The sequence below is a fragment of the Paucibacter sp. B51 genome (assembly GCF_027863535.1).
Taxonomy (GTDB): Bacteria; Pseudomonadota; Gammaproteobacteria; order Burkholderiales; family Burkholderiaceae_C; genus Paucibacter_A; species Paucibacter_A aquatilis.
This window is the reverse complement of record NZ_JAPIVN010000001.1, coordinates 2147490-2164714: the sequence shown is the minus strand read 5'-3', so window position 1 is coordinate 2164714 and position 17225 is coordinate 2147490. Positions and strand designations below refer to the sequence as shown.

Annotated in this window: 18 protein-coding genes; 15 read left to right on the top strand and 3 right to left on the bottom strand. The window is 67.9% G+C overall.

The window, feature by feature from the left end; all coding sequences use genetic code 11:
• Positions 1–34 precede the first annotated feature (34 nt).
• On the bottom strand, positions 35–2344 hold the full coding sequence (locus tag OOB33_RS09225; protein WP_442952997.1) for a heavy metal translocating P-type ATPase: 2310 nt from the start codon (positions 2342–2344) through the stop codon (positions 35–37).
• A gap of 86 nt (positions 2345–2430) precedes the next feature.
• On the opposite strand from OOB33_RS09225, the gene OOB33_RS09220 reads away from it, so the two are divergent.
• The 5 genes from OOB33_RS09220 to OOB33_RS09200 all read left to right on the top strand — a co-directional run bounded on the left by OOB33_RS09220 (position 2431) and on the right by OOB33_RS09200 (position 5937).
• Positions 2431–2754 carry an ArsR/SmtB family transcription factor gene (locus OOB33_RS09220; protein WP_271008449.1) on the top strand — a complete coding sequence of 108 codons (324 nt, stop codon included), beginning with the start codon at positions 2431–2433 and terminating at the stop codon, positions 2752–2754.
• Between the two features lie 46 nt (positions 2755–2800).
• Entirely contained in the window at positions 2801–3307 is a 507-nt protein-coding gene (locus OOB33_RS09215) for an arsenate reductase ArsC (RefSeq protein WP_271008448.1), read from the top strand.
• A 33-nt stretch (positions 3308–3340) separates the two neighbouring features.
• The gene (locus OOB33_RS09210; RefSeq protein ID WP_271008447.1) at positions 3341–4006 is read left to right on the top strand and encodes an aquaporin; all 666 of its coding nucleotides are present in this window, start codon (positions 3341–3343) and stop codon (positions 4004–4006) included.
• Positions 4003–4737, top strand: a complete 735-nt coding sequence (arsH, locus tag OOB33_RS09205; protein WP_271008446.1) for an arsenical resistance protein ArsH — start codon at positions 4003–4005, stop codon at positions 4735–4737. The genes OOB33_RS09210 and arsH overlap by 4 nt, the downstream gene beginning before the upstream one ends.
• Before the next feature lie 198 nt (positions 4738–4935).
• A complete protein-coding gene (locus OOB33_RS09200; RefSeq protein WP_165794560.1) occupies positions 4936–5937 on the top strand; it encodes a choice-of-anchor A family protein in 1002 nt (333 codons plus the stop codon).
• Between the two features lie 91 nt (positions 5938–6028).
• Here OOB33_RS09200 and OOB33_RS09195 read toward each other — a convergent pair whose 3' ends face one another.
• A complete protein-coding gene (locus OOB33_RS09195; RefSeq protein WP_271008445.1) occupies positions 6029–6925 on the bottom strand; it encodes a type IV pilus assembly protein FimV in 897 nt (298 codons plus the stop codon).
• A 214-nt stretch (positions 6926–7139) separates the two neighbouring features.
• On the opposite strand from OOB33_RS09195, the gene OOB33_RS09190 reads away from it, so the two are divergent.
• The 4 genes from OOB33_RS09190 to miaB all read left to right on the top strand — a co-directional run bounded on the left by OOB33_RS09190 (position 7140) and on the right by miaB (position 11774).
• Entirely contained in the window at positions 7140–8306 is a 1167-nt protein-coding gene (locus OOB33_RS09190; protein ID WP_271008444.1) for a YybH family protein, read from the top strand.
• An 81-nt stretch (positions 8307–8387) separates the two neighbouring features.
• Positions 8388–9758 carry a L,D-transpeptidase family protein gene (locus OOB33_RS09185; RefSeq protein WP_102767889.1) on the top strand — a complete coding sequence of 457 codons (1371 nt, stop codon included), beginning with the start codon at positions 8388–8390 and terminating at the stop codon, positions 9756–9758.
• Positions 9759–9908: 150 nt separating this feature from the next.
• Entirely contained in the window at positions 9909–10310 is a 402-nt protein-coding gene (locus OOB33_RS09180; protein WP_102767890.1) for a hypothetical protein, read from the top strand.
• An 87-nt stretch (positions 10311–10397) separates the two neighbouring features.
• Positions 10398–11774, top strand: coding sequence for a tRNA (N6-isopentenyl adenosine(37)-C2)-methylthiotransferase MiaB (gene miaB / locus OOB33_RS09175; protein WP_102767891.1), 1377 nt, complete (start codon positions 10398–10400; stop codon positions 11772–11774).
• Here miaB and OOB33_RS09170 read toward each other — a convergent pair.
• The gene (locus tag OOB33_RS09170) at positions 11758–12036 is read right to left on the bottom strand and encodes a hypothetical protein (protein ID WP_102767892.1); all 279 of its coding nucleotides are present in this window, start codon (positions 12034–12036) and stop codon (positions 11758–11760) included. The genes miaB and OOB33_RS09170 overlap by 17 nt on opposite strands.
• 173 nt (positions 12037–12209) lie before the next feature.
• On the opposite strand from OOB33_RS09170, the gene hemA reads away from it, so the two are divergent.
• From hemA to OOB33_RS09140, 6 genes are all read left to right on the top strand, one after another.
• Positions 12210–13520 carry a glutamyl-tRNA reductase gene (gene hemA, locus OOB33_RS09165; protein ID WP_271008443.1) on the top strand — a complete coding sequence of 437 codons (1311 nt, stop codon included), beginning with the start codon at positions 12210–12212 and terminating at the stop codon, positions 13518–13520.
• A 79-nt stretch (positions 13521–13599) separates the two neighbouring features.
• On the top strand, positions 13600–14685 hold the full coding sequence (gene prfA, locus OOB33_RS09160) for a peptide chain release factor 1 (protein WP_102767894.1): 1086 nt from the start codon (positions 13600–13602) through the stop codon (positions 14683–14685).
• A complete protein-coding gene (prmC, locus tag OOB33_RS09155; protein WP_102767895.1) occupies positions 14682–15518 on the top strand; it encodes a peptide chain release factor N(5)-glutamine methyltransferase in 837 nt (278 codons plus the stop codon). The genes prfA and prmC overlap by 4 nt, the downstream gene beginning before the upstream one ends.
• 113 nt (positions 15519–15631) lie before the next feature.
• Positions 15632–16231, top strand: coding sequence for a hypothetical protein (locus OOB33_RS09150; RefSeq protein ID WP_133155173.1), 600 nt, complete (start codon positions 15632–15634; stop codon positions 16229–16231).
• A gap of 61 nt (positions 16232–16292) precedes the next feature.
• Complete coding sequence (gene grxD / locus OOB33_RS09145; RefSeq protein WP_102767897.1) at positions 16293–16607, top strand: Grx4 family monothiol glutaredoxin; 315 nt, start codon at positions 16293–16295, stop codon at positions 16605–16607.
• Between the two features lie 35 nt (positions 16608–16642).
• The gene (locus OOB33_RS09140; RefSeq protein WP_271008442.1) at positions 16643–17212 is read left to right on the top strand and encodes a UbiX family flavin prenyltransferase; all 570 of its coding nucleotides are present in this window, start codon (positions 16643–16645) and stop codon (positions 17210–17212) included.
• Positions 17213–17225: the final 13 nt, after the last annotated feature.

Here is a 17225-nt window from a genome sequence, read left to right as displayed (position 1 = left end):
GCAAGGCAAATTCGATGCGGGACAACCCTGAATTTCAGCGGCGCGGGCCGCGCAACATGCGCAGGCCGTTGAACACCACCAGCAAGCTGGCGCCCATATCGGCGAACACCGCCATCCACATGGTCGCGCTGCCGAACAGAGCGGCCAGCAAAAAAGCCGCCTTGATGCCCAGCGCCAAGGCGATGTTCTGCCAGAGCACGGCGCGGGCGCGGCGCGAAAGGCGAATGGTCTCGGGCAGGCGCGACAGGTCGTCATTCATCACCACCACATCGGCCGCCTCCATGGCTGTGTGCGTGCCGGCGCCGCCCATGGCAAAGCCGATGTCGGCGCGGGCCAGAGCCGGCGCGTCGTTGATGCCGTCGCCCACCATGGCCGTGGGGCCCAGGCGGGTCTGCAACTCGCTGATGGCGGCCAGCTTGTCCTCGGGCAGCAAGTTGGCGCGCAGCTCGGTGATGCCCAGCTGGGCCGCGATGGCCTGCGCGGTGCGCGGGTTGTCGCCCGAGAGCATGACCGGGGTCAGTCCCAGATCGATCAGGTCGGCCACGGCCTGGCGGCTGGAAGGTTTGACCGTGTCGGCCACGGCGCACAAGGCCAGCACGCCGCCGGCATCGGCCAGCAGGCTGACGCTGCGGCCGGCCTGCTCATGCACCGCCATCTGCGCCTCCAGTTCCCGCGAGCACTGGCCGCGCTCCTCGATCCAGCGGTGGTTGGCCAGCACCAGCGCCTGACCCTCGACCTGGCCGGCCACGCCACGGCCCGCTTCGGCGCGGAAGCCTTGGACCTCGGGCATGGCGGCCACCGTGAGGCCCTGAGCGATGGCCTTGGACACCGGGTGGTCAGAGCGCGCAGCCAGGGCCTGGGCCCAGGCCTGCACGCACGCCAACTCGGCGGCGGGGCGCAGCAGCTCAAAATGCGTCAGCACCGGCCGGCCTTCGGTCAAGGTGCCGGTCTTGTCGAGCGCCACCACCTTGAGCTTGCGGGCCTCTTCCAGATAGACCCCGCCCTTGATCAGGATGCCGCGCCGCGCCGCAGCAGCCAGGCCGCTGACCACCGTCACCGGCGTCGAGATCACCAGGGCGCAGGGACAGGCGATCACCAGCAGCACCAGGGCTTTGTAGACCGATTGCATCCAGGTCCAGCCGGCCAGCCAGGGCATCAGAACCGCCACGGCCAGTGCCAGCACAAAGACCGCCGGGGTGTAGATGGCCGCAAAGCGATCGACAAAACGCTGCGTCGGCGCGCGACTGGACTGGGCCTCTTCGACGGCATGGATGATGCGGGCCAGGGTGCTGTCGGCCGCCAGGGCCGTGACTTCGAATTCCAGCGCCGCGGTCTGGTTGATGGTGCCCGCAAACAGCGCATCGCCGGCCCGCTTGTCCACTGGCAGGCTCTCGCCGGTGACCGGGGCCTGGTCCACCGCGCTCTGGCCACGCAGCACGCGGCCATCCAGCGGCACGCGCTCGCCCGGCTTCAGGCGCACGGTCGCGCCCAGGGGCACATCGCCGCTGGGCAAGCGGCGCCACTGGCCGTCGGCCTGCAGCACTTCGGCATCCTCGGGCGCCAGCGCCAGCAGGCTCTGGATGGCATGGCGCGCACGGTCCACGGCGCGTGCCTCGATCAGCTCGGCCAGGGCGTACAGCGCCATCACCATGGCCGCCTCGGGCCATTGGCCGATGACAAAGGCGCCGGTGACGGCCACGGCCATCAAGGCATTGATGTTGAGGCGGCCGACACGCAGCGCCGCCAGGCCTTTTTTGTAGGTCTCCAGCCCGGCCAGGCCGATGGCCGTCAGGGCCAGGGCCATGGAGGCGATCTGCCAGGGCAGCGTGTCCGGCGCGAAAAAGGCCAGGGCTTCGGCACCCAAAGCCGCCAGCAAGGAGGCGATCAAGCGCGAAATACCGGCACCAAGACCCGAAGATGCGGCAGCGCCCGGCTCGGCATTCTGGGACAAGAGCTGCGGCTCGTAGCCGAGCCGGCGGATGGCAGCCAGGGCCTGGGCCTGCACGGCCTCCGGTGCTTTCAGGGCCAGCTGGCGGTGCGGCAGATCGAAACGCAGCGCTTCGATACCGGCGATCGGCTCCAGTGCCGCGCGGATCTCGGCCTGCTCGACCGCGCAGTCCATGCTGGCGATGCGGTAGCGGGTGTAACCGGTCAGCGCGGTGGGCGCGGCCGGAGGCAACACCGGCTCGGCCGTCTCGCAGGCATGGCCGCAGCAGTCGCCGTGGGCGGCCGACGTGGCCGGGGCTTGGGCATGACCGTGTTCATGGTCATGGTCATGGCTGTGGGCATGACCATGAGTCGCGGAGCGGGAAGCAGAAGGGGCGCGTGTGTCCATGGCTTGCATTGGAAACCCTGGAGTGAGTCCAGAGTCAAGCGATTCTGAACACCTCAACCCTTCGATAATTCCATAGTTATGGAATAATTTAAAACATGGAAGAAGACATCGTCATCCGCGCCCTCGCCGCCCTGGCCCAAAGCCACCGCCTGCGCATTTTTCGCCTGCTGGTGGTCGCCGGGCTGGACGGCTTGACGCCCGGTGCCCTGGCCGAAGCCCTGGGCCTGCCGGCAGCCACCCTGTCGTTTCACCTCAAGGAACTCAGCAACGCCGGACTGCTCAGCCAGGAGCGCCTGGGCCGCAATCTGGTCTACCGCGCCGACTTTGCGCAGATGAACAGCCTGCTGGCCTACCTCGGCGAGAACTGCTGCCAAGGCCAGGACTGCCTGCAGCCCAAGCCGCTGGACTGCGGCTGCTGATCCCGCACCCTCATCAAGCCTGCCCCACCACCCTCTCGTCTACGCCATGACCACCCACGTCCTCATCCTCTGCACCCACAACTCCGCGCGCAGCGTGCTCAGCGAAGGCATGCTCAATCACTGGGCCCAAAAGCTCGGCCGGGATGTACGCGCCCACAGCGCCGGCAGCGCGCCCAGCGGCCGGCTCAACCCCTTCGCGCTGGAAGCCTTGACGAATGCCGGCGTCGATGTCGCGGGCTACCGCAGCAAGAGCTGGGACGAGTTCACGGGCCCGGAGGCGCCGCCGCTGTCCATCGTCATCACCGTCTGCGACAGCGCCGCGGCCGAAACCTGCCCGGTGTTCTTCTCCGGCGGCGAACAGCAGCCCGTGAAGGTGCACTGGGGCTACCCCGACCCGTCGAACGCCGAGGGCGGTGAGGAAGGCAAGCGCCGCGCCTTCGAGCTGACCCGTCAGGCGATTGCCTACCGCATGCTGCAGCTGCTGGCCCTGCCGCTGGAGCGCCTGCGCGGCGCCGAGCTGGCCGCGGCCCTGCAAGCCATTGCGCGCAGCTGAGTCGGCGGGGGCCTGTTCACCATGCACCAACGCTTGTCGACTCAACAACTGCTGGCCGAAGCCCTGGGCACGGCCCTGCTGCTGGCCATCGTCATCGGCTCCGGCATCATGGCCGAGCGCCTGGCCGGCGGCAATGTCGCCCTCGCCCTGCTGGCCAACACGGCCGCCACCGTGGGCGGGCTCTATGTGCTGATCGAGGTTTTCGGCCCCATCAGTGGCGCCCATTTCAACCCGGCCGTGTCCCTGGTGATGGCCTGGCGCCGCGAGCTGCCCTGGCCCAGCCTGGCGCCCTTCATCGCCGCCCAATTGCTCGGTGCGCTGCTCGGCGCCTGGGCGGCCCACGCGATGTTCGAGCTGCCCTTGCTGCAGACCTCGGCCAAGCTGCGCGCCGGCCCGGCGCAATGGCTGGCCGAGGGCATCGCCACTGCCGGCCTGCTGCTGGTAATCCTGCGCGCGCCGGCAGGCCGGGCCTCATCCCTGGTGGCGGCCTATATCGGCGCGGCCTACTGGTTCACCGTCTCCACCTCATTTGCCAACCCCGCCGCCGTGTTCGGCCGCATGTTCAGCGACAGCTTTGCCGGCATCGCCCCGGCCAGCGCGCCCGGCTTTGTGCTGGCCGAGTTGCTGGGCGCCGGGCTGGGCCTGGCGCTGCACCATGCGCTCCTACCCCGCGCTCTCACCTCGACCCACACGCCATGACTGACGCTCTTCCCATCAAGCCCGAAGACTTCCCGGCTCTGGACACACAGTTGTTCCAGCGCCCCAGCCTCGAAGCCCTGCGCCCTGCCCAGCCCAGCACGCATGCACCGCGCTTTCTGATCCTCTACGGCTCGCTGCGTGAGCGCTCCTTCAGCCGCTTGCTGGCCGAAGAGGCCGGCCGCCTGCTGCAAGCCATGGGCGGCGAAGTGCGCTTCTTCAACCCCAGCGGCCTGCCCCTGCCGGACGACAGCAGCGACAGCCACCCCAAGGTGCAGGAGCTGCGCGAGCTGGTGCTGTGGAGCGAGGGCATGGTCTGGAGCAGCCCCGAGCGCCACGGCGCCATGACTGGCGTGATGAAGGCGCAGATCGACTGGATCCCCTTGAGCAGCGGTGCCGTGCGTCCAACCCAGGGCAAGACCCTGGCGGTGATGCAGGTCAACGGCGGCTCGCAAAGCTTCAATGCCGTGAACCAGCTGCGGGTCCTGGGCCGCTGGATGCGCATGCTGACCATCCCCAATCAGAGCTCGGTGGCCAAGGCCTGGCAGGAGTTCGACGAGCAAGGCCGCATGAAGCCCTCCAGCTACTACGACCGTGTCGTCGATGTGATGGAGGAGCTCTACAAATTCACCCTGCTCACCCGCGACATCGGCCCCTGCCTGGTGGACCGCTACAGCGAGCGCAAGGAGAGCGCCGAAGCCCTGTCCCAGCGCATGCAGCAGTCAAAATTGTGACGCCAGCCATGCGCCAAACAGAATACCAATATAAAACCACATCCCTCGAACCGGGGGTGAGTAAATAGCGCGTTATTTCTAGAATCCCGCCGGCTGCAGCGCAGGCATTTCCCTGCCTGCACGCCGTTCTTACGCAAGGGATTCATGATGAAAACAAACAGCCTCCGCACAATCGGCGGAATCAAACTGGTATCTGCCGTGGCGACCCTGCTGCTGATGGCCGGTTCGGCACAAGCCTCGGTGATCGACCTGGGCCCGGCCAGCGGCTACAGCGGTTTCTTCTTCGGCAATGTCAACGCGGCTTCGGATGTGGAAGGCCGCCTGGCGGTCGGCGGCAACCTGACCGGCGGCTTCGACATCGGCTATCGCAATGCCTACGGCTCCACCCAGCCCAGCCTGGTGGTCAAGGGCGGCGTGTCGCTGACCAACAGCTCGGGCGGACCGGCCGGCACCGTCTACAACGGCCCCAACACCGACATCGACACCAATGCCGGCATCGGCCCGTCCGAAGCCAGCTGGGTGCCGGGCGCCCTGAACTTCGGCCAGATCGTCTACGGCAGCAGCCTGACGGCCCGCGACTGGCAGTACGGCAGCGCCGTACAGAACGCCAGCTACCTGGACTTCGGCGCCGCCAAGACCCAGCTGAGCAGCCTGTCCACCCAGCTCGCCAGCCTGAGCGCCAACGGCAGCTTCCAGGCCCTGCCCGGCTCGGGCGGCCTCAAGCTGACCGGCGACGGCAGCGACAACCCGCAGGTCTTCAACCTCGGCAACACCTCGCTGGCCACCACCATCACGCTCGAGAACGTCAAGGCCGGCGCCCATGTGATCATCAACAGCACGCTCAGCAATGTGGTGCTCAGCGGTGACTACGGCGGCCACCAGGTCAACTCCAGCGATGCGCTGGCCCAGCACCGCGACCGCATCCTCTACAACTTCAGCAACGCCACCAGCCTGAACGTGGCCAGCTTCATCAACGGCAGCGTGCTGGCCGTGAAGGCGGATGTGATCGGCAGCGGCCACCTGGAGGGCACCCTGATCGCCAACTCCCTGAGCGCCGGCCCGAACGGCCGCCTGGAGCTGGGCTACGAGCCCTTCGTGCCGACCACCCCGGTGCCGGAGCCCGCCAGCGTCGCCCTGATGCTGGCCGGCCTGGGCGCCATCGGCCTGTTCTCGCGCCGCCGCAGCCAGGCCCAGGCCTGATTGCAGCAGCCGCTAGCAGCGAGCAAAGCAAAGGGCTCCCGCGGGAGCCCTTTTTCTGGGGTCTTGCGTCCGGCGGCGACGCCGGTCTCGCTCAGCCTTGACCCGTGGCCTGGCGGCGCTGCCAGAACCAGGCCGCCGCCCCCGCCAGCAGCGCCAGGGCGGCCAGGCCGATCAGCCAGCCGGTGGATTGCGCCTGGCCAGCGGCACGGCGCTGCTCACGGGCCAGCAACTCGCTGCTGAGCTGGGCCATCTCGGCCTGCAACTGCCTTTGCTCGTTCTGCAAAGCGAGGAACTGCGCCTCGGCCTGCTTGATGCGATCGGGCCGCGGGCCTTCGACACCGGGATGGGTCTCGGGCGTGGCGCCTTCGGGGCCACCGACATCCAGGGCCAGCAAGAGACGAATGCCGGCCAGCGGGGCAAACCAGTCGGCGCCGGCGCCGGCGGCGGCGGGTGTGTCAGGGGCACGCTCGGACAGTGAGGCATCCAGGCGCAAGGCAGGGCCGCCGCGATGGCCCCGCGCCGGTGCCGAGGCTTTGGCCGGCGATTGGCCAGCGGCCGCGCGCTCGGGCGCCGGCTGCAGCGGGCCGGCCGCCGTTGGCGGCAAGGCCAGGGCAGGATCCAGCATCAGGCTGAATTGCTGGCGTGGGCAGCCCAGGCTGAGCTGCACCAGGGGTTCGGTCACGGGCGCAGCGGTGTGCAAGCGCATCTGGATGCTGCCGTCGGCCGCCTGCCAATCGATGGAGCGCATGAACTCGGCGGTCTTGAGCGTGCGCTCACCGACGCTCAACTCGACCTTGAAGCAGGGGTCGGTCAGGGTCTTGCTGATCTTGTCGCCGGGGCTCAGGCGCAGGCCGATCTGCACCTCCAGCGGCTGACCCAGGGCCGAATGCAGACGCGGCGGACTGATGTCCAGCGCCCGGCTGGGGCCGGCGGCCAGCGCCAGCAAGCACAGCACCGGCAGCGCCAGGCCGCGAGCCCGAGGGAACATCCGTTCGTGAAAATCAACGTTATGCAGCATGCACACCAGGGCGGTTCAAGGCTGCTGGGCCTCCAGCAGAAACTGCGACTGACTCTAGCATGCACCCCCTGGGTCAAGAGCCCCAGCAAGGCCGGGAAACCCGGGTAGTTCCGGTGCCAGCCGGCCCGGGCGACGCCGGGGTCGGCCCACTACAATCGGCGCCAATTCCCACTCGGCCGCGACCATGCCCTCCTCCAAGCTCTTGTCCGTGACACGCACCGCGTTCCGCCCGACCGTCCTGGCCAGCCTGCTGGCCCTGTCGCTGGGTTTGATGAGCACCGGTCCCGCTCGCGCCGACGAGGTCAGCGAGGTGCAGGCCATCCTGGCCGCCGGCAAGGCCGCCGAGGGCTTGAAAAAAGTCGATCAGCTGCTGGCCGCCAAGCCCGAGGACCCGCGCCTGCGCCTGCAACGCGGCATTGCGCTCTCGCTGCTGAACCGCAATGCCGAAGCCATCGGCGTGTTCCAGAAGCTGATCGAGACCCACCCCGAGCTACCCGGCCCCTACAACAACCTGGCCGTGCTCTACGGCAACCAGGGCGAGTACGAAAAAGCCCGCCAGGCCCTGGAGCTGGCCATCCGCACCAACCCGGCCTACGCGACCGCCTTCCAGAACCTCGGCGATGTCTATGCCCGCCTGGCCGGCCAGGCTTACAAGAAAGCCCTGGCCCTGGACAAGAACGACGGCGTGCTGCCGCTGAAGCTGGCCGTGGTGCAGAACATCTTTGAATCGAGCGTGGACCCGCGCAAGGCGCCCAAGCCCAGCACAGCACCGGCCGCGACACCTGCGCCTGCACCCGCTCCTGCTCCCGCATCGACTCCGGCTCCAGCGCCAGCACCTGCTGCAGCACCAAGCCCTGCGCCGGCGGCCAAGCCTGCACCAGCACCTGCGGTCGCCGCGCCAGCCCCTGCTCCGGCCCCGGCCGTCGTGGCGCCTACTCCGACACCGACCGCCAAGCCAGCGCCTGCGCCCGCCGCCAAGCCTGAAGCGAGCAAGGCCGAGAACAGCGCCGCTGCCGACCGCCAGGCGGTCGAGAACACCATGCTGGCCTGGGCCAAGGCCTGGAGCTCGCGTGACATGAACGGCTACTACGCCGCCTACGCGCCCGACTTCAAGGGCAAATCGCCCAGCCGCAAGGCCTGGGAGCAGGAGCGCCGCGACCGCATCACCAGCAAGAAGAGCATCAAGGTCACGCTCAGCGACATCAAGGTCAAGGTCAGCGGCGACAAGGCCACGGTCAGCCTGCGCCAGGACTACAACTCCGACGCCCTGAGCGTGAAGAGCGGCAAGAGCTTCACCCTGAACCGCGGCCGCAACGGGCGCTGGCAGATTTCGGACGAGACCAACCGCTGATCCCGGTCTGAAGCCACATCGCCCTGCCCCTCCTCTTGCGCCCCGTTATTTCCGTCCGCACTGTTGCGAATCTGCTGTCCCATGCCGGCTCCGAATTCCGATCTTGACCGCCTGGCCGAGCGCCTGTCCTCCCGGCGCCGTCGCGCCGGCCGCCGCCGCCCCCTGCTGATCGCCGGCCTGGCCGCTGCGGTGCTGGGCGCCATCGGCGCCGTCGGTTTTGTCTCGGCGCGGGTGGAGTTGAGCGTACCGTCGGCGCTGAGCGGCAAGAGCGCCAACAGCAAGATCGGAAGCCCCTCGCCCAGCAAGACGCCCGACCTGCTGACGGCCCAGATCGACGGACAAACGCCCGAAGGCCAGCTGATCCAGACCTACCAGCTGCTGGCCCGCGGCGAAGAAGGCCAGGCCTTTGCCCTGGTGGAGCAGCTGGTGCGCCGGCAGCCCGATTTCGCTCTGGCGCAAATGGTTTACGGCACCTTGTTGCTGGCCCGCAGCGGCCAGGGCGAGGCGGTCGAGCGCCAGCTGGCCGCGGCCGGTGGCGCCAAGAGCTCGGACCCGGCGGCGCTGCTGCGCACCGAGGCGCGCCTGCGCCTGGCCGCCCTGGTCGAGCGGCCGCCGCAAGACGCCCTGCCCGAGCAGATGTTCGGACTCTCGCCCAGCGTGCGCCACGCCATCATGGTGGACACCAGCCGCGCCCGGCTGTATCTGTTCGAGAACAGCGCACAGGGCGTGCGCCTGGTGCGCGACAGCTACATCTCGATAGGCAAGCTGGGCACCGGCAAGCTGGTCGAAGGCGACCAGCGCACGCCGCTGGGCACCTACTACGTGGGCCTGCGCCGCGACGAGGCGGCCTCGCGCTACGGCGCCGCCGCCCTGCCGCTGAACTACCCCAACGAGATCGACCGCCTGGCCGGCCGCGGCGGCACCAGCATCTGGCTGCATGGCGAGCGCGCCGGCAATTACGCGCGCAGCCCGCAGTCCACCGACGGCTGCATCGTGCTCAGCAATGACGAGATGCGCCTGCTGGCCGAAACCGTGACGCCGCGCGAGACGCCGGTGCTGGTGATGGACAAGATCCGCTGGGTCAAGAAAAGCAGCGTCAGCAGCCCGCCGGCGCTGGATGCCGGTTTCGAGTCGGCCTTCGAGCAATGGCAGCAGGCCCGCTTGCGCCAAGATGCCGCCACCCTTCGCCAGCTCTACGAACCGGGGCTGCAACGCGGCTCGGACAGCAGCAGCGACAAGCTGGAAACGAATCTGGCGCGCATGGCCCGCCAGGAGCTGCCGGTGCAATCGCTGGAGCGCCTGAGCGTGCTGCCGGGCCAGCATGCGGAGCCGGTGCTCATCGTCACCTACCGTGAGCAGAGCGCCCAGGACGAGCGCGCCCGCCTCAAGCGCCAGTACTGGCGTGAGCAGAACGGGCAATGGAAGATCTTCTTCGACGGTGTGGTCGGCTGATGCCGTGAAGGACTGGCGACGAACCGGCGTGGCCAGCAGGAGCCCTGAGCCTCGTCTGAACTAAAATGCACGATTGCGCCTTCGCCGGCGCCGCCCACCTGGCCGCCGCCGCGCAGCCGCTCCGATTCACGCAGCCCCTGGACAGATACCATGCAACGCTGTGTTCCCCATGCCCTGCTGCTCGCAGCGGGTGCCAGTCTGGCGCTGAGTGCGCCCTATGTCGCGCACGCACAGACCCACCGCCAGTTCAGCCCGCAGACCTTGCGCGGCGAGTTCCAGCTGGTGCAAACACCCGATGTGCTGCTCAACGGCCAGCCAGCCCGGCTCTCGCCCGGCACGCGCGTCTACGGCCCCAACAATCTGCTGCAGCAGCCGGCCAGCCTGGCCGGCCAGAAGCTGACCGTGCACTACACCGTGGCGCCCGATGGCCAGGTGCTCGATGTCTGGGTGCTGAACCCGGTGGAGCTGGCCAACAAGACCTGGCCCCGCACGCCGCTGGAAGCGGCCAGCTGGGCTTTTGAGCCGGGCACCCAGACCTGGCTCAAGCGCTGAGCCCGCGCTTCAGCGCGCCTCCCTCCATTGTTTGATCTGGCTGGCCTGCGTAGGCCGGCCTCTCCATTTTTTCTGCGAGCCACCGCCATGAGCAGCCACGACAACAACGCCACCCCGACCCGCAAAAAAGTCTTCATCAAGACCTTCGGCTGCCAGATGAACGAGTACGACTCGGGCAAGATGGCCGATGTGCTGGGAGCCGCCCAGGGCTACGAGAAAACCGACGATGTCGAGCAGGCCGACTTGATCCTCTTCAACACCTGCTCGGTGCGCGAGAAGGCGCAAGAGAAGGTGTTCAGCGATCTGGGCCGCGTCAAGCACCTGAAGGAAAAAGGCGTTCTGATCGGCGTCGGCGGCTGCGTGGCTTCGCAGGAGGGCGCAGCCATCATCGAACGCGCACCCTATGTGGACGTGGTCTTCGGCCCGCAGACCCTGCACCGCCTGCCGCAGATGCTGGCCGCGCGCCGCGAAGAGCGCCGCCCGCAGGTGGACATCACGTTCCCCGAGATCGAGAAGTTCGACCACCTGCCGCCGGCCAAGGTCGAAGGCGCCTCGGCCTTCGTCTCCATCATGGAAGGCTGCTCCAAGTACTGCAGCTACTGCGTCGTGCCCTACACCCGCGGCGAAGAGGTCTCGCGCCCGTTTGACGATGTGCTGACCGAGATTGCCGGCCTGGCCGACCAGGGCGTGGTGGAGTTCAATCTGCTGGGTCAGAACGTCAATGCCTACCGCGGCAAGATGGGCGACACGGGCGAATACGCCGACCTGGCCCTGCTGCTCGAATACGCGGCCGAGATCCCCGGCATCGAGCGCCTGCGCTTCACCACCAGCCACCCGAACGAGTTCAGCCAGCGCCTGATCGAGGCCTACGGCCGTGTGCCGCAGCTGGTCAACCACCTGCACCTGCCGGTCCAGCATGGCAGCGACCGCATCCTCATGGCCATGAAGCGCGGCTACACGGCCCTCGAGTTCAAGAGCACGATCAAGAAGCTGCGCGCCATCCGCCCGGACATCCGCATCGCCAGTGACTTCATCGTCGGCTTCCCCGGTGAGACCGAGGAGGATCATGCCAAGCTGATGAAGCTGGTGCACGACATCGGCTTCGACGCGTCCTTCAGCTTCATCTTCAGCCCCCGCCCCGGCACGCCGGCCGCGGCCCTAGAGGACACCACGCCCTACGAAGTGAAGGTCAAGCGCCTGCAGGAGCTGCAAGCCGTGATCGAGGCCAACACCCTGGCCATCAGCGAAACCATGGTTGGCACGACCCAGCGCATCCTGGTGACCGGCAATGCCCGCAAGGACGCCAGCGAGCTGATGGGCCGCACCGAGTGCAACCGCATCGTCAACTTCAAGGGTCAGCCGCGCCTGATGAACCAGCTGGTCGATGTGCGCATCACCCAGGCCTTCGCGCACTCGCTGCGCGCCGAGGTGCTGACCGCGGAGACCGTCAGCGCCCCGGCCTGAAGCTCAAGATGCATTGCGGCAGGCTGATGCCCAAAAGCATCAGCCCATAGCCCAGCATCTTGCCGTCCCGACCGAGCAGCACGAGAGCCAGGATCAAGGCCGCGCTGCCGCCCCAGCCACCCCAGACCGTCAGGCGCCGCCAGGCCAGGGCCTTGAGCTCACGCCGCCACAGCAGCTTGGCGCCACCCGCCATCAAGGCGGCAACGGCCCAAGCGGGCAGGAAGAAATTGCTCAGGTGCCAGAAGGCGTCCAGGACGTTCAAGGTGACGGGGCTCGGGTGGACGGTGCAGCCGGGATCGGCAAGAGGCACTCGGTCGTTGATCGGCTGAGTATTCGCTTTGTTTTTCGGCAGGCTTGATGCATATCAAGCTTTTCCGGCCCGCGCATGGCCTTACTGCGACAGGGCGCGTGCCGAGTCAATTTTATAATCTGCCCATGACGGTCTTCGCCCTCGGTCTGAACCACAACTCCGCGCCCCTGGATCTGCGCGGGCGTTTTGCGTTCTCGCTGGACCAGCTGGCGCCAACCCTGCTGCAATTTCGCGAGCAACTGAGCCGCGGCGCCCGCAGCAGCAACGCGCCGGCCGAAGCCACCATCCTCTCCACCTGCAACCGCACCGAGATCTATGTCGCCGGCTCGGGCGCCGGCGTGCAGCCGGCCGTGGACTGGCTGGCCCAGGTCGGCGGCGTCAGCCCGGCCGCGCTGATGGACCACGCCTATGTGCGCGAGGGCAGCGCCGCGGCGCGCCACGCCTTCCGCGTCGCCAGCGGGCTCGATTCCATGGTGCTGGGCGAGCCGCAGATCCTCGGCCAGATGAAGCAGGCCGTGCGCGAGGCCACCGATGCCGGCACGGTCGGCACCACCTTGCACCAGCTCTTCCAGCGCAGCTTCTCGGTGGCCAAGGAGGTGCGCAGCTCGACCGAAATCGGCGCGCATTCCATCAGCATGGCCGCCGCCTCGGTGCGCCTGGCCGGCCAGCTGTTTGAAGACCTGAGCAAGATCCGCGTGCTCTTCGTTGGCGCCGGCGAGATGATTGAGCTGGTGGCCACCCATTTCGCCGCCAAGACACCGCTGCACATGGCCGTGGCCAACCGCACGCTGGAGCGCGGCGAGAAGCTGGCCACCCGCCTGGGCGCCGAGGCCGTGCGTCTGGCCGACCTGCCTCAGCGTCTGCATGAATTCGACGCGGTGATCTCCTGCACCGCCAGCAGCCTGCCTCTGATCGGCCTCGGCGCCGTCGAGCGGGCGCTGAAAGCACGCCGCCACCGCCCCATGTTCATGGTCGACCTGGCCGTGCCGCGCGACATCGAGCCCGAAGTCGCGCAGCTGGACGATGTCTACCTCTACACCGTCGACGAGCTCGCCACCCTGGTGCAGTCGGCCGGTGAAAAACGCCAGGCCGCGGTCGAGCAGGCTGAAGCCATCATAGAGACCGGTGTGCAGAGTTTTGTGCACTGGCTGGGCCAGCGCCACACCGTGCCCCTGATCCAGGCCCTCAATGCCCAGGCCGAGGACTGGCGCGAGCATGAAATGAGCCGCGCGCGCAAGCTGTTGGCCAAGGGCGCCGATGTCGACGAAGTCATGGAAGCCCTGGCCCGCGGCCTGACGCAAAAAATGCTGCACGGCGCCCTGGCCGAGCTGCACAGCGTCGACGGCGAGCAGCGCCTGCAGCTGGCACAAACCGTCTCGCGCCTGTTCCTGCGCAACAGCCCGCGCAGCCCGGAAAAGTCGGCGTCCGAGAATTAGCGACCGAGCAGGTTTCGCCCCTGCCCTGCGGGCTTATGCCCCAGATCCGCTCGTTCTCTGTCTTTGCCGATTGCCTCCCATGAAAGACTCCCTGCGCCAGCAGTTCGACCGCCTTGCCTTCCGCCTCAGCGAGCTCGACTCGCTCTTGGCCGACGGCTCCCTGGCCGCCGACATGAAGCGTTACCGCGCCCTGACCAAGGAGCAGGCCGAGGCCGCCGAGCTGGTCGGCCAGTACCGCCAATACCTGCAGCGCGAGGCCGACCTGACCGAGGCCCGCAGCCTACTGCAAGACCCCGAGATGGCCGAGATGGCGCGCGAGGAGATCACCGCCGCCGAGGCCGACATCACGCGACTGCATGAATCGCTGCAGCTGGCCCTGCTGCCACGCGACCCCGATGACGAGCGCCCGGCTTTTCTGGAAATACGCGCTGGCACCGGCGGGGATGAATCGGCCCTGTTCGCTGGCGATCTGGCCCGCATGTACCTGCGCTATGCCGAGCGCCAGGGCTGGCGCAGCGAGATCCTCTCGGCCAGCGAGTCCGACCTGGGCGGCTACAAGGAGCTGGTGGTGCGCATCGAAGGCGAGCGGGTCTACGGCCGGCTCAAGTTCGAATCGGGCGGCCACCGCGTTCAGCGCGTGCCGGCGACCGAATCGCAGGGCCGCATCCACACCAGCGCCTGCACCGTGGCCGTGATGCCCGAGCCCGACGAGGCCGAGGAAGTGACGCTGAACCCGGCCGAGCTGCGCATCGACACCTTCCGCGCCAGCGGCGCCGGCGGCCAGCATGTCAACAAGACCGACTCGGCCATCCGCATCACCCACCTGCCCACCGGCCTGGTGGCCGAATGCCAGGATGACCGCAGCCAACATCGCAACAAGGCCAAGGCCATGGCCGTGCTGGCCGCCCGCCTGCGCGACAAGGACAAGAACGAACGCGCTGCCAAGGAAGCTGCCACACGCAAGGGCCTGATCGGCAGCGGCGACCGCAGCGACCGCATCCGCACCTACAACTTCCCACAAGGCCGACTGACCGACCACCGCATCAATCTGACGCTGTACAAGCTCGGCGCCATCATGGACGGCGACCTCGACGATGTGGCCGCCGGCCTGCAAGCGGCCCAGGCGGCCGAACAGCTGGCCCTGCTGGAGGAGGGCCGGGCATGAGCCTGAACCCGCCCACCGACGTCAAAACCGCCCTGGCCCTGGCGCGCCAGTTGGACCTGGAGCGGGGTGATGCCCAGACCTTGCTGGCCGAGCGCCTGCAGCAAAGCCGCGCCTGGCTGATCAGCCACGACGACGAGGCCCTGAGCCCCGCCCTGGCCGCCCAGCTGGCGAGTGAGATGCAGCAGATGGCCGAGGGCCTGCCCCTGGCCTATGTGCTGGGCGAAAAAGAATTCCACGGCCTGCGTCTGCGCCTCAGCCGCGACACCTTGATCCCGCGCGCCGACACCGAGACCCTGGTCGACTGGGCACTTGAATTGCTGCCCGGCCTGGGCGCCGCGCCGCGCGTGGTGGACCTGGGTACCGGCAGCGGCGCCATTGCCCTGGCGATCAAGGCCGGCCATCCGGCGGCCGAGCTGAGCGCCGTGGACCTGAGCGCCGGGGCGCTTGAGGTGGCGCGCGGCAATGCCGCGTGTCTGGGCTTGGCGGTGGAGTTTTTGCAAGGCAGCTGGTGGAACCCACTGCGCGACCGCAGCTTCGAGCTGATCGTCAGCAACCCGCCCTATATCGCCGGCCAGGACCCGCATCTGCCCGCCCTGCGCCACGAGCCGCTGAGCGCCCTCACCCCGGGCGGCGACGGCCTGAGCGACCTGATGGCCTTGATCGAAGGTGCACCGGCCCACCTGAGCCCAGGCGGCTGGCTGCTGCTGGAGCATGGCTACGACCAGGCCGAGCCGGTGGCCCTGGCGCTGGAATGCCGCGGTTTTGTCGAAGTCAGCCTGCGTCGCGACCTGGGCGGCCAGCCGCGCGTCAGCGGTGGTCGCTGGCCTGGCTGATTCACACCACACAAAGTTTCATTTGCCGGGTTATTGCTGGCAATTTGACATGTCGCTTGTCCGCGGCAAGCAGTAGCATGGGTTCCAAACCCCAACCGCTCTGGGAGACCGCCATGTTCCACGCCCGCATCATGCGCCCGATCCTTGCCCTTCAGCTGGGCCTGGCTTACGCCTTGGCCGGCGCGACCAACCCCGCTCTGGCGCTGGATGGCAATGGCTTGCAGCTGGAGACCAGCCCCTGGCAGGCTCGGGTGCAGCTGAGCAGCCTGGAAGGCCGTGGCGCCCGTTTGCTGAGCGCCAATCTGCTGGGCGACTACTACCTGACCGGCTCGGGCCTGGGTGGCTTCAGCGGCGGCCTGCGCGCCACTGGCGGCATGTTGATGGGCGCGCCCAGCGCGTCCTTGAGCAGCGCCGGCTTGGCATTGAACCGCGATTTCCGGCAACGTCTGGCCGTAGGTCAGCGCAGCCTTAGCATGATGGTGCCCGAGGCCGGCATGGGAGATGCCGGTGCGTCGCTGTCTTACTTGGGCATCGGCTACAGCGGCCAGTCCTTGCGCGGCGGCTGGGGCTTCAGCGCGGACCTGGGTCTGGTCAGCTCCCTGTCGCTGGGGGGCTTGCGTTTGGGGGCGAGCCGCAACAGCGGCGCCGAAGACCTGCTGCGTGATTTGCGCCTCAAACCCGTACTGCAGCTCGGGCTGTCCTACAGCTATTGAGTCGGCCTTCGACGGCCTGGCCGATAATTGCCCCAGTTTTTCACTTTGGGGCAAGAAGACAATGAACGACGTTCAACAGCGCATCGACGATCTGGTCAAGAACAACCGCGTGGTGCTGTTCATGAAGGGCACGGCCCAGTTCCCCATGTGCGGCTTCTCCGGCCGCGCCATCCAGATCCTCAAGGCCTGCGGCGCCAGCGATCTGAAGACCTTCAATGTGCTGGAAGACGAAGGCGTGCGCCAGGGCATCAAGGAATACGCCAACTGGCCCACCATCCCGCAGCTCTACATCAAGGGCGAATTCGTCGGCGGCTCGGACATCATGATGGAGATGTACGAAGCCGGCGAGCTGCAAGCCCTGCTGGGCGCTGAGTAAGCACGCGCCCCGCTTCTGCGCCTGCCCTTCCTCTCATGACACAACGACTGGTCGTCGGCATCACCGGCGCCACTGGCGCTGCCTACGCGCTGCGCCTGCTGCGGCGCGGCCGCGAGCTGGGCCTGGAAACGCATCTGATCGTCACGCCCTCGGGCGTGCTCAATGCCCACCATGAGTTGGGCCTGGATCGCAAGGCGCTGGAGGCTGAGGCGTCTTACGCCCATGCGCCCGGCGATGTCGGCGCCTGCGTGGCCAGCGGCAGCTTTGCCACGGCGGCCATGGTGATCGCACCCTGCTCGATGAAGACGCTGGCCTCGGTGGCCCACGGCTTCGGCGACAACCTGCTGACCCGGGCGGCCGATGTCACGCTGAAAGAGCGACGCCGCCTGATTTTGATGGTGCGCGAAACGCCTTTCAACCTGGCCCATCTGCGCAATATGGTGGCTGCCACCGAGATGGGTGCCATCGTCTTTCCGCCGCTGCCGGCTTTCTACAACCACCCGCAAAGCATCGAGGAACTGGTCAACGAAAGCGCAGAACGGGTGCTGGAACTGGCCGGCGTCGCCGGCGCCGAACCCAAGCGCTGGGCCGGCCTCAAGCCCTGAGCCGCGACCCCTG

Excerpts from the sequence above, each read along its gene's own strand:
- OOB33_RS09225 (WP_442952997.1), bottom strand. The coding sequence starts at position 2,344 with ATGCAAGCCATGGACACACGCGCCCCTTCTGCTTCCCGCTCCGCGACT.
- OOB33_RS09220 (WP_271008449.1), top strand. The coding sequence starts at position 2,431 with ATGGAAGAAGACATCGTCATCCGCGCCCTCGCCGCCCTGGCCCAAAGC.
- OOB33_RS09215 (WP_271008448.1), top strand. The coding sequence starts at position 2,801 with ATGACCACCCACGTCCTCATCCTCTGCACCCACAACTCCGCGCGCAGC.
- arsH (WP_271008446.1), top strand. The coding sequence starts at position 4,003 with ATGACTGACGCTCTTCCCATCAAGCCCGAAGACTTCCCGGCTCTGGAC.
- OOB33_RS09195 (WP_271008445.1), bottom strand. The coding sequence starts at position 6,925 with ATGTTCCCTCGGGCTCGCGGCCTGGCGCTGCCGGTGCTGTGCTTGCTG.
- OOB33_RS09190 (WP_271008444.1), top strand. The coding sequence starts at position 7,140 with ATGCCCTCCTCCAAGCTCTTGTCCGTGACACGCACCGCGTTCCGCCCG.
- OOB33_RS09185 (WP_102767889.1), top strand. The coding sequence starts at position 8,388 with ATGCCGGCTCCGAATTCCGATCTTGACCGCCTGGCCGAGCGCCTGTCC.
- OOB33_RS09180 (WP_102767890.1), top strand. The coding sequence starts at position 9,909 with ATGCAACGCTGTGTTCCCCATGCCCTGCTGCTCGCAGCGGGTGCCAGT.
- miaB (WP_102767891.1), top strand. The coding sequence starts at position 10,398 with ATGAGCAGCCACGACAACAACGCCACCCCGACCCGCAAAAAAGTCTTC.
- hemA (WP_271008443.1), top strand. The coding sequence starts at position 12,210 with ATGACGGTCTTCGCCCTCGGTCTGAACCACAACTCCGCGCCCCTGGAT.
- prfA (WP_102767894.1), top strand. The coding sequence starts at position 13,600 with ATGAAAGACTCCCTGCGCCAGCAGTTCGACCGCCTTGCCTTCCGCCTC.
- prmC (WP_102767895.1), top strand. The coding sequence starts at position 14,682 with ATGAGCCTGAACCCGCCCACCGACGTCAAAACCGCCCTGGCCCTGGCG.
- OOB33_RS09150 (WP_133155173.1), top strand. The coding sequence starts at position 15,632 with ATGTTCCACGCCCGCATCATGCGCCCGATCCTTGCCCTTCAGCTGGGC.
- grxD (WP_102767897.1), top strand. The coding sequence starts at position 16,293 with ATGAACGACGTTCAACAGCGCATCGACGATCTGGTCAAGAACAACCGC.
- OOB33_RS09140 (WP_271008442.1), top strand. The coding sequence starts at position 16,643 with ATGACACAACGACTGGTCGTCGGCATCACCGGCGCCACTGGCGCTGCC.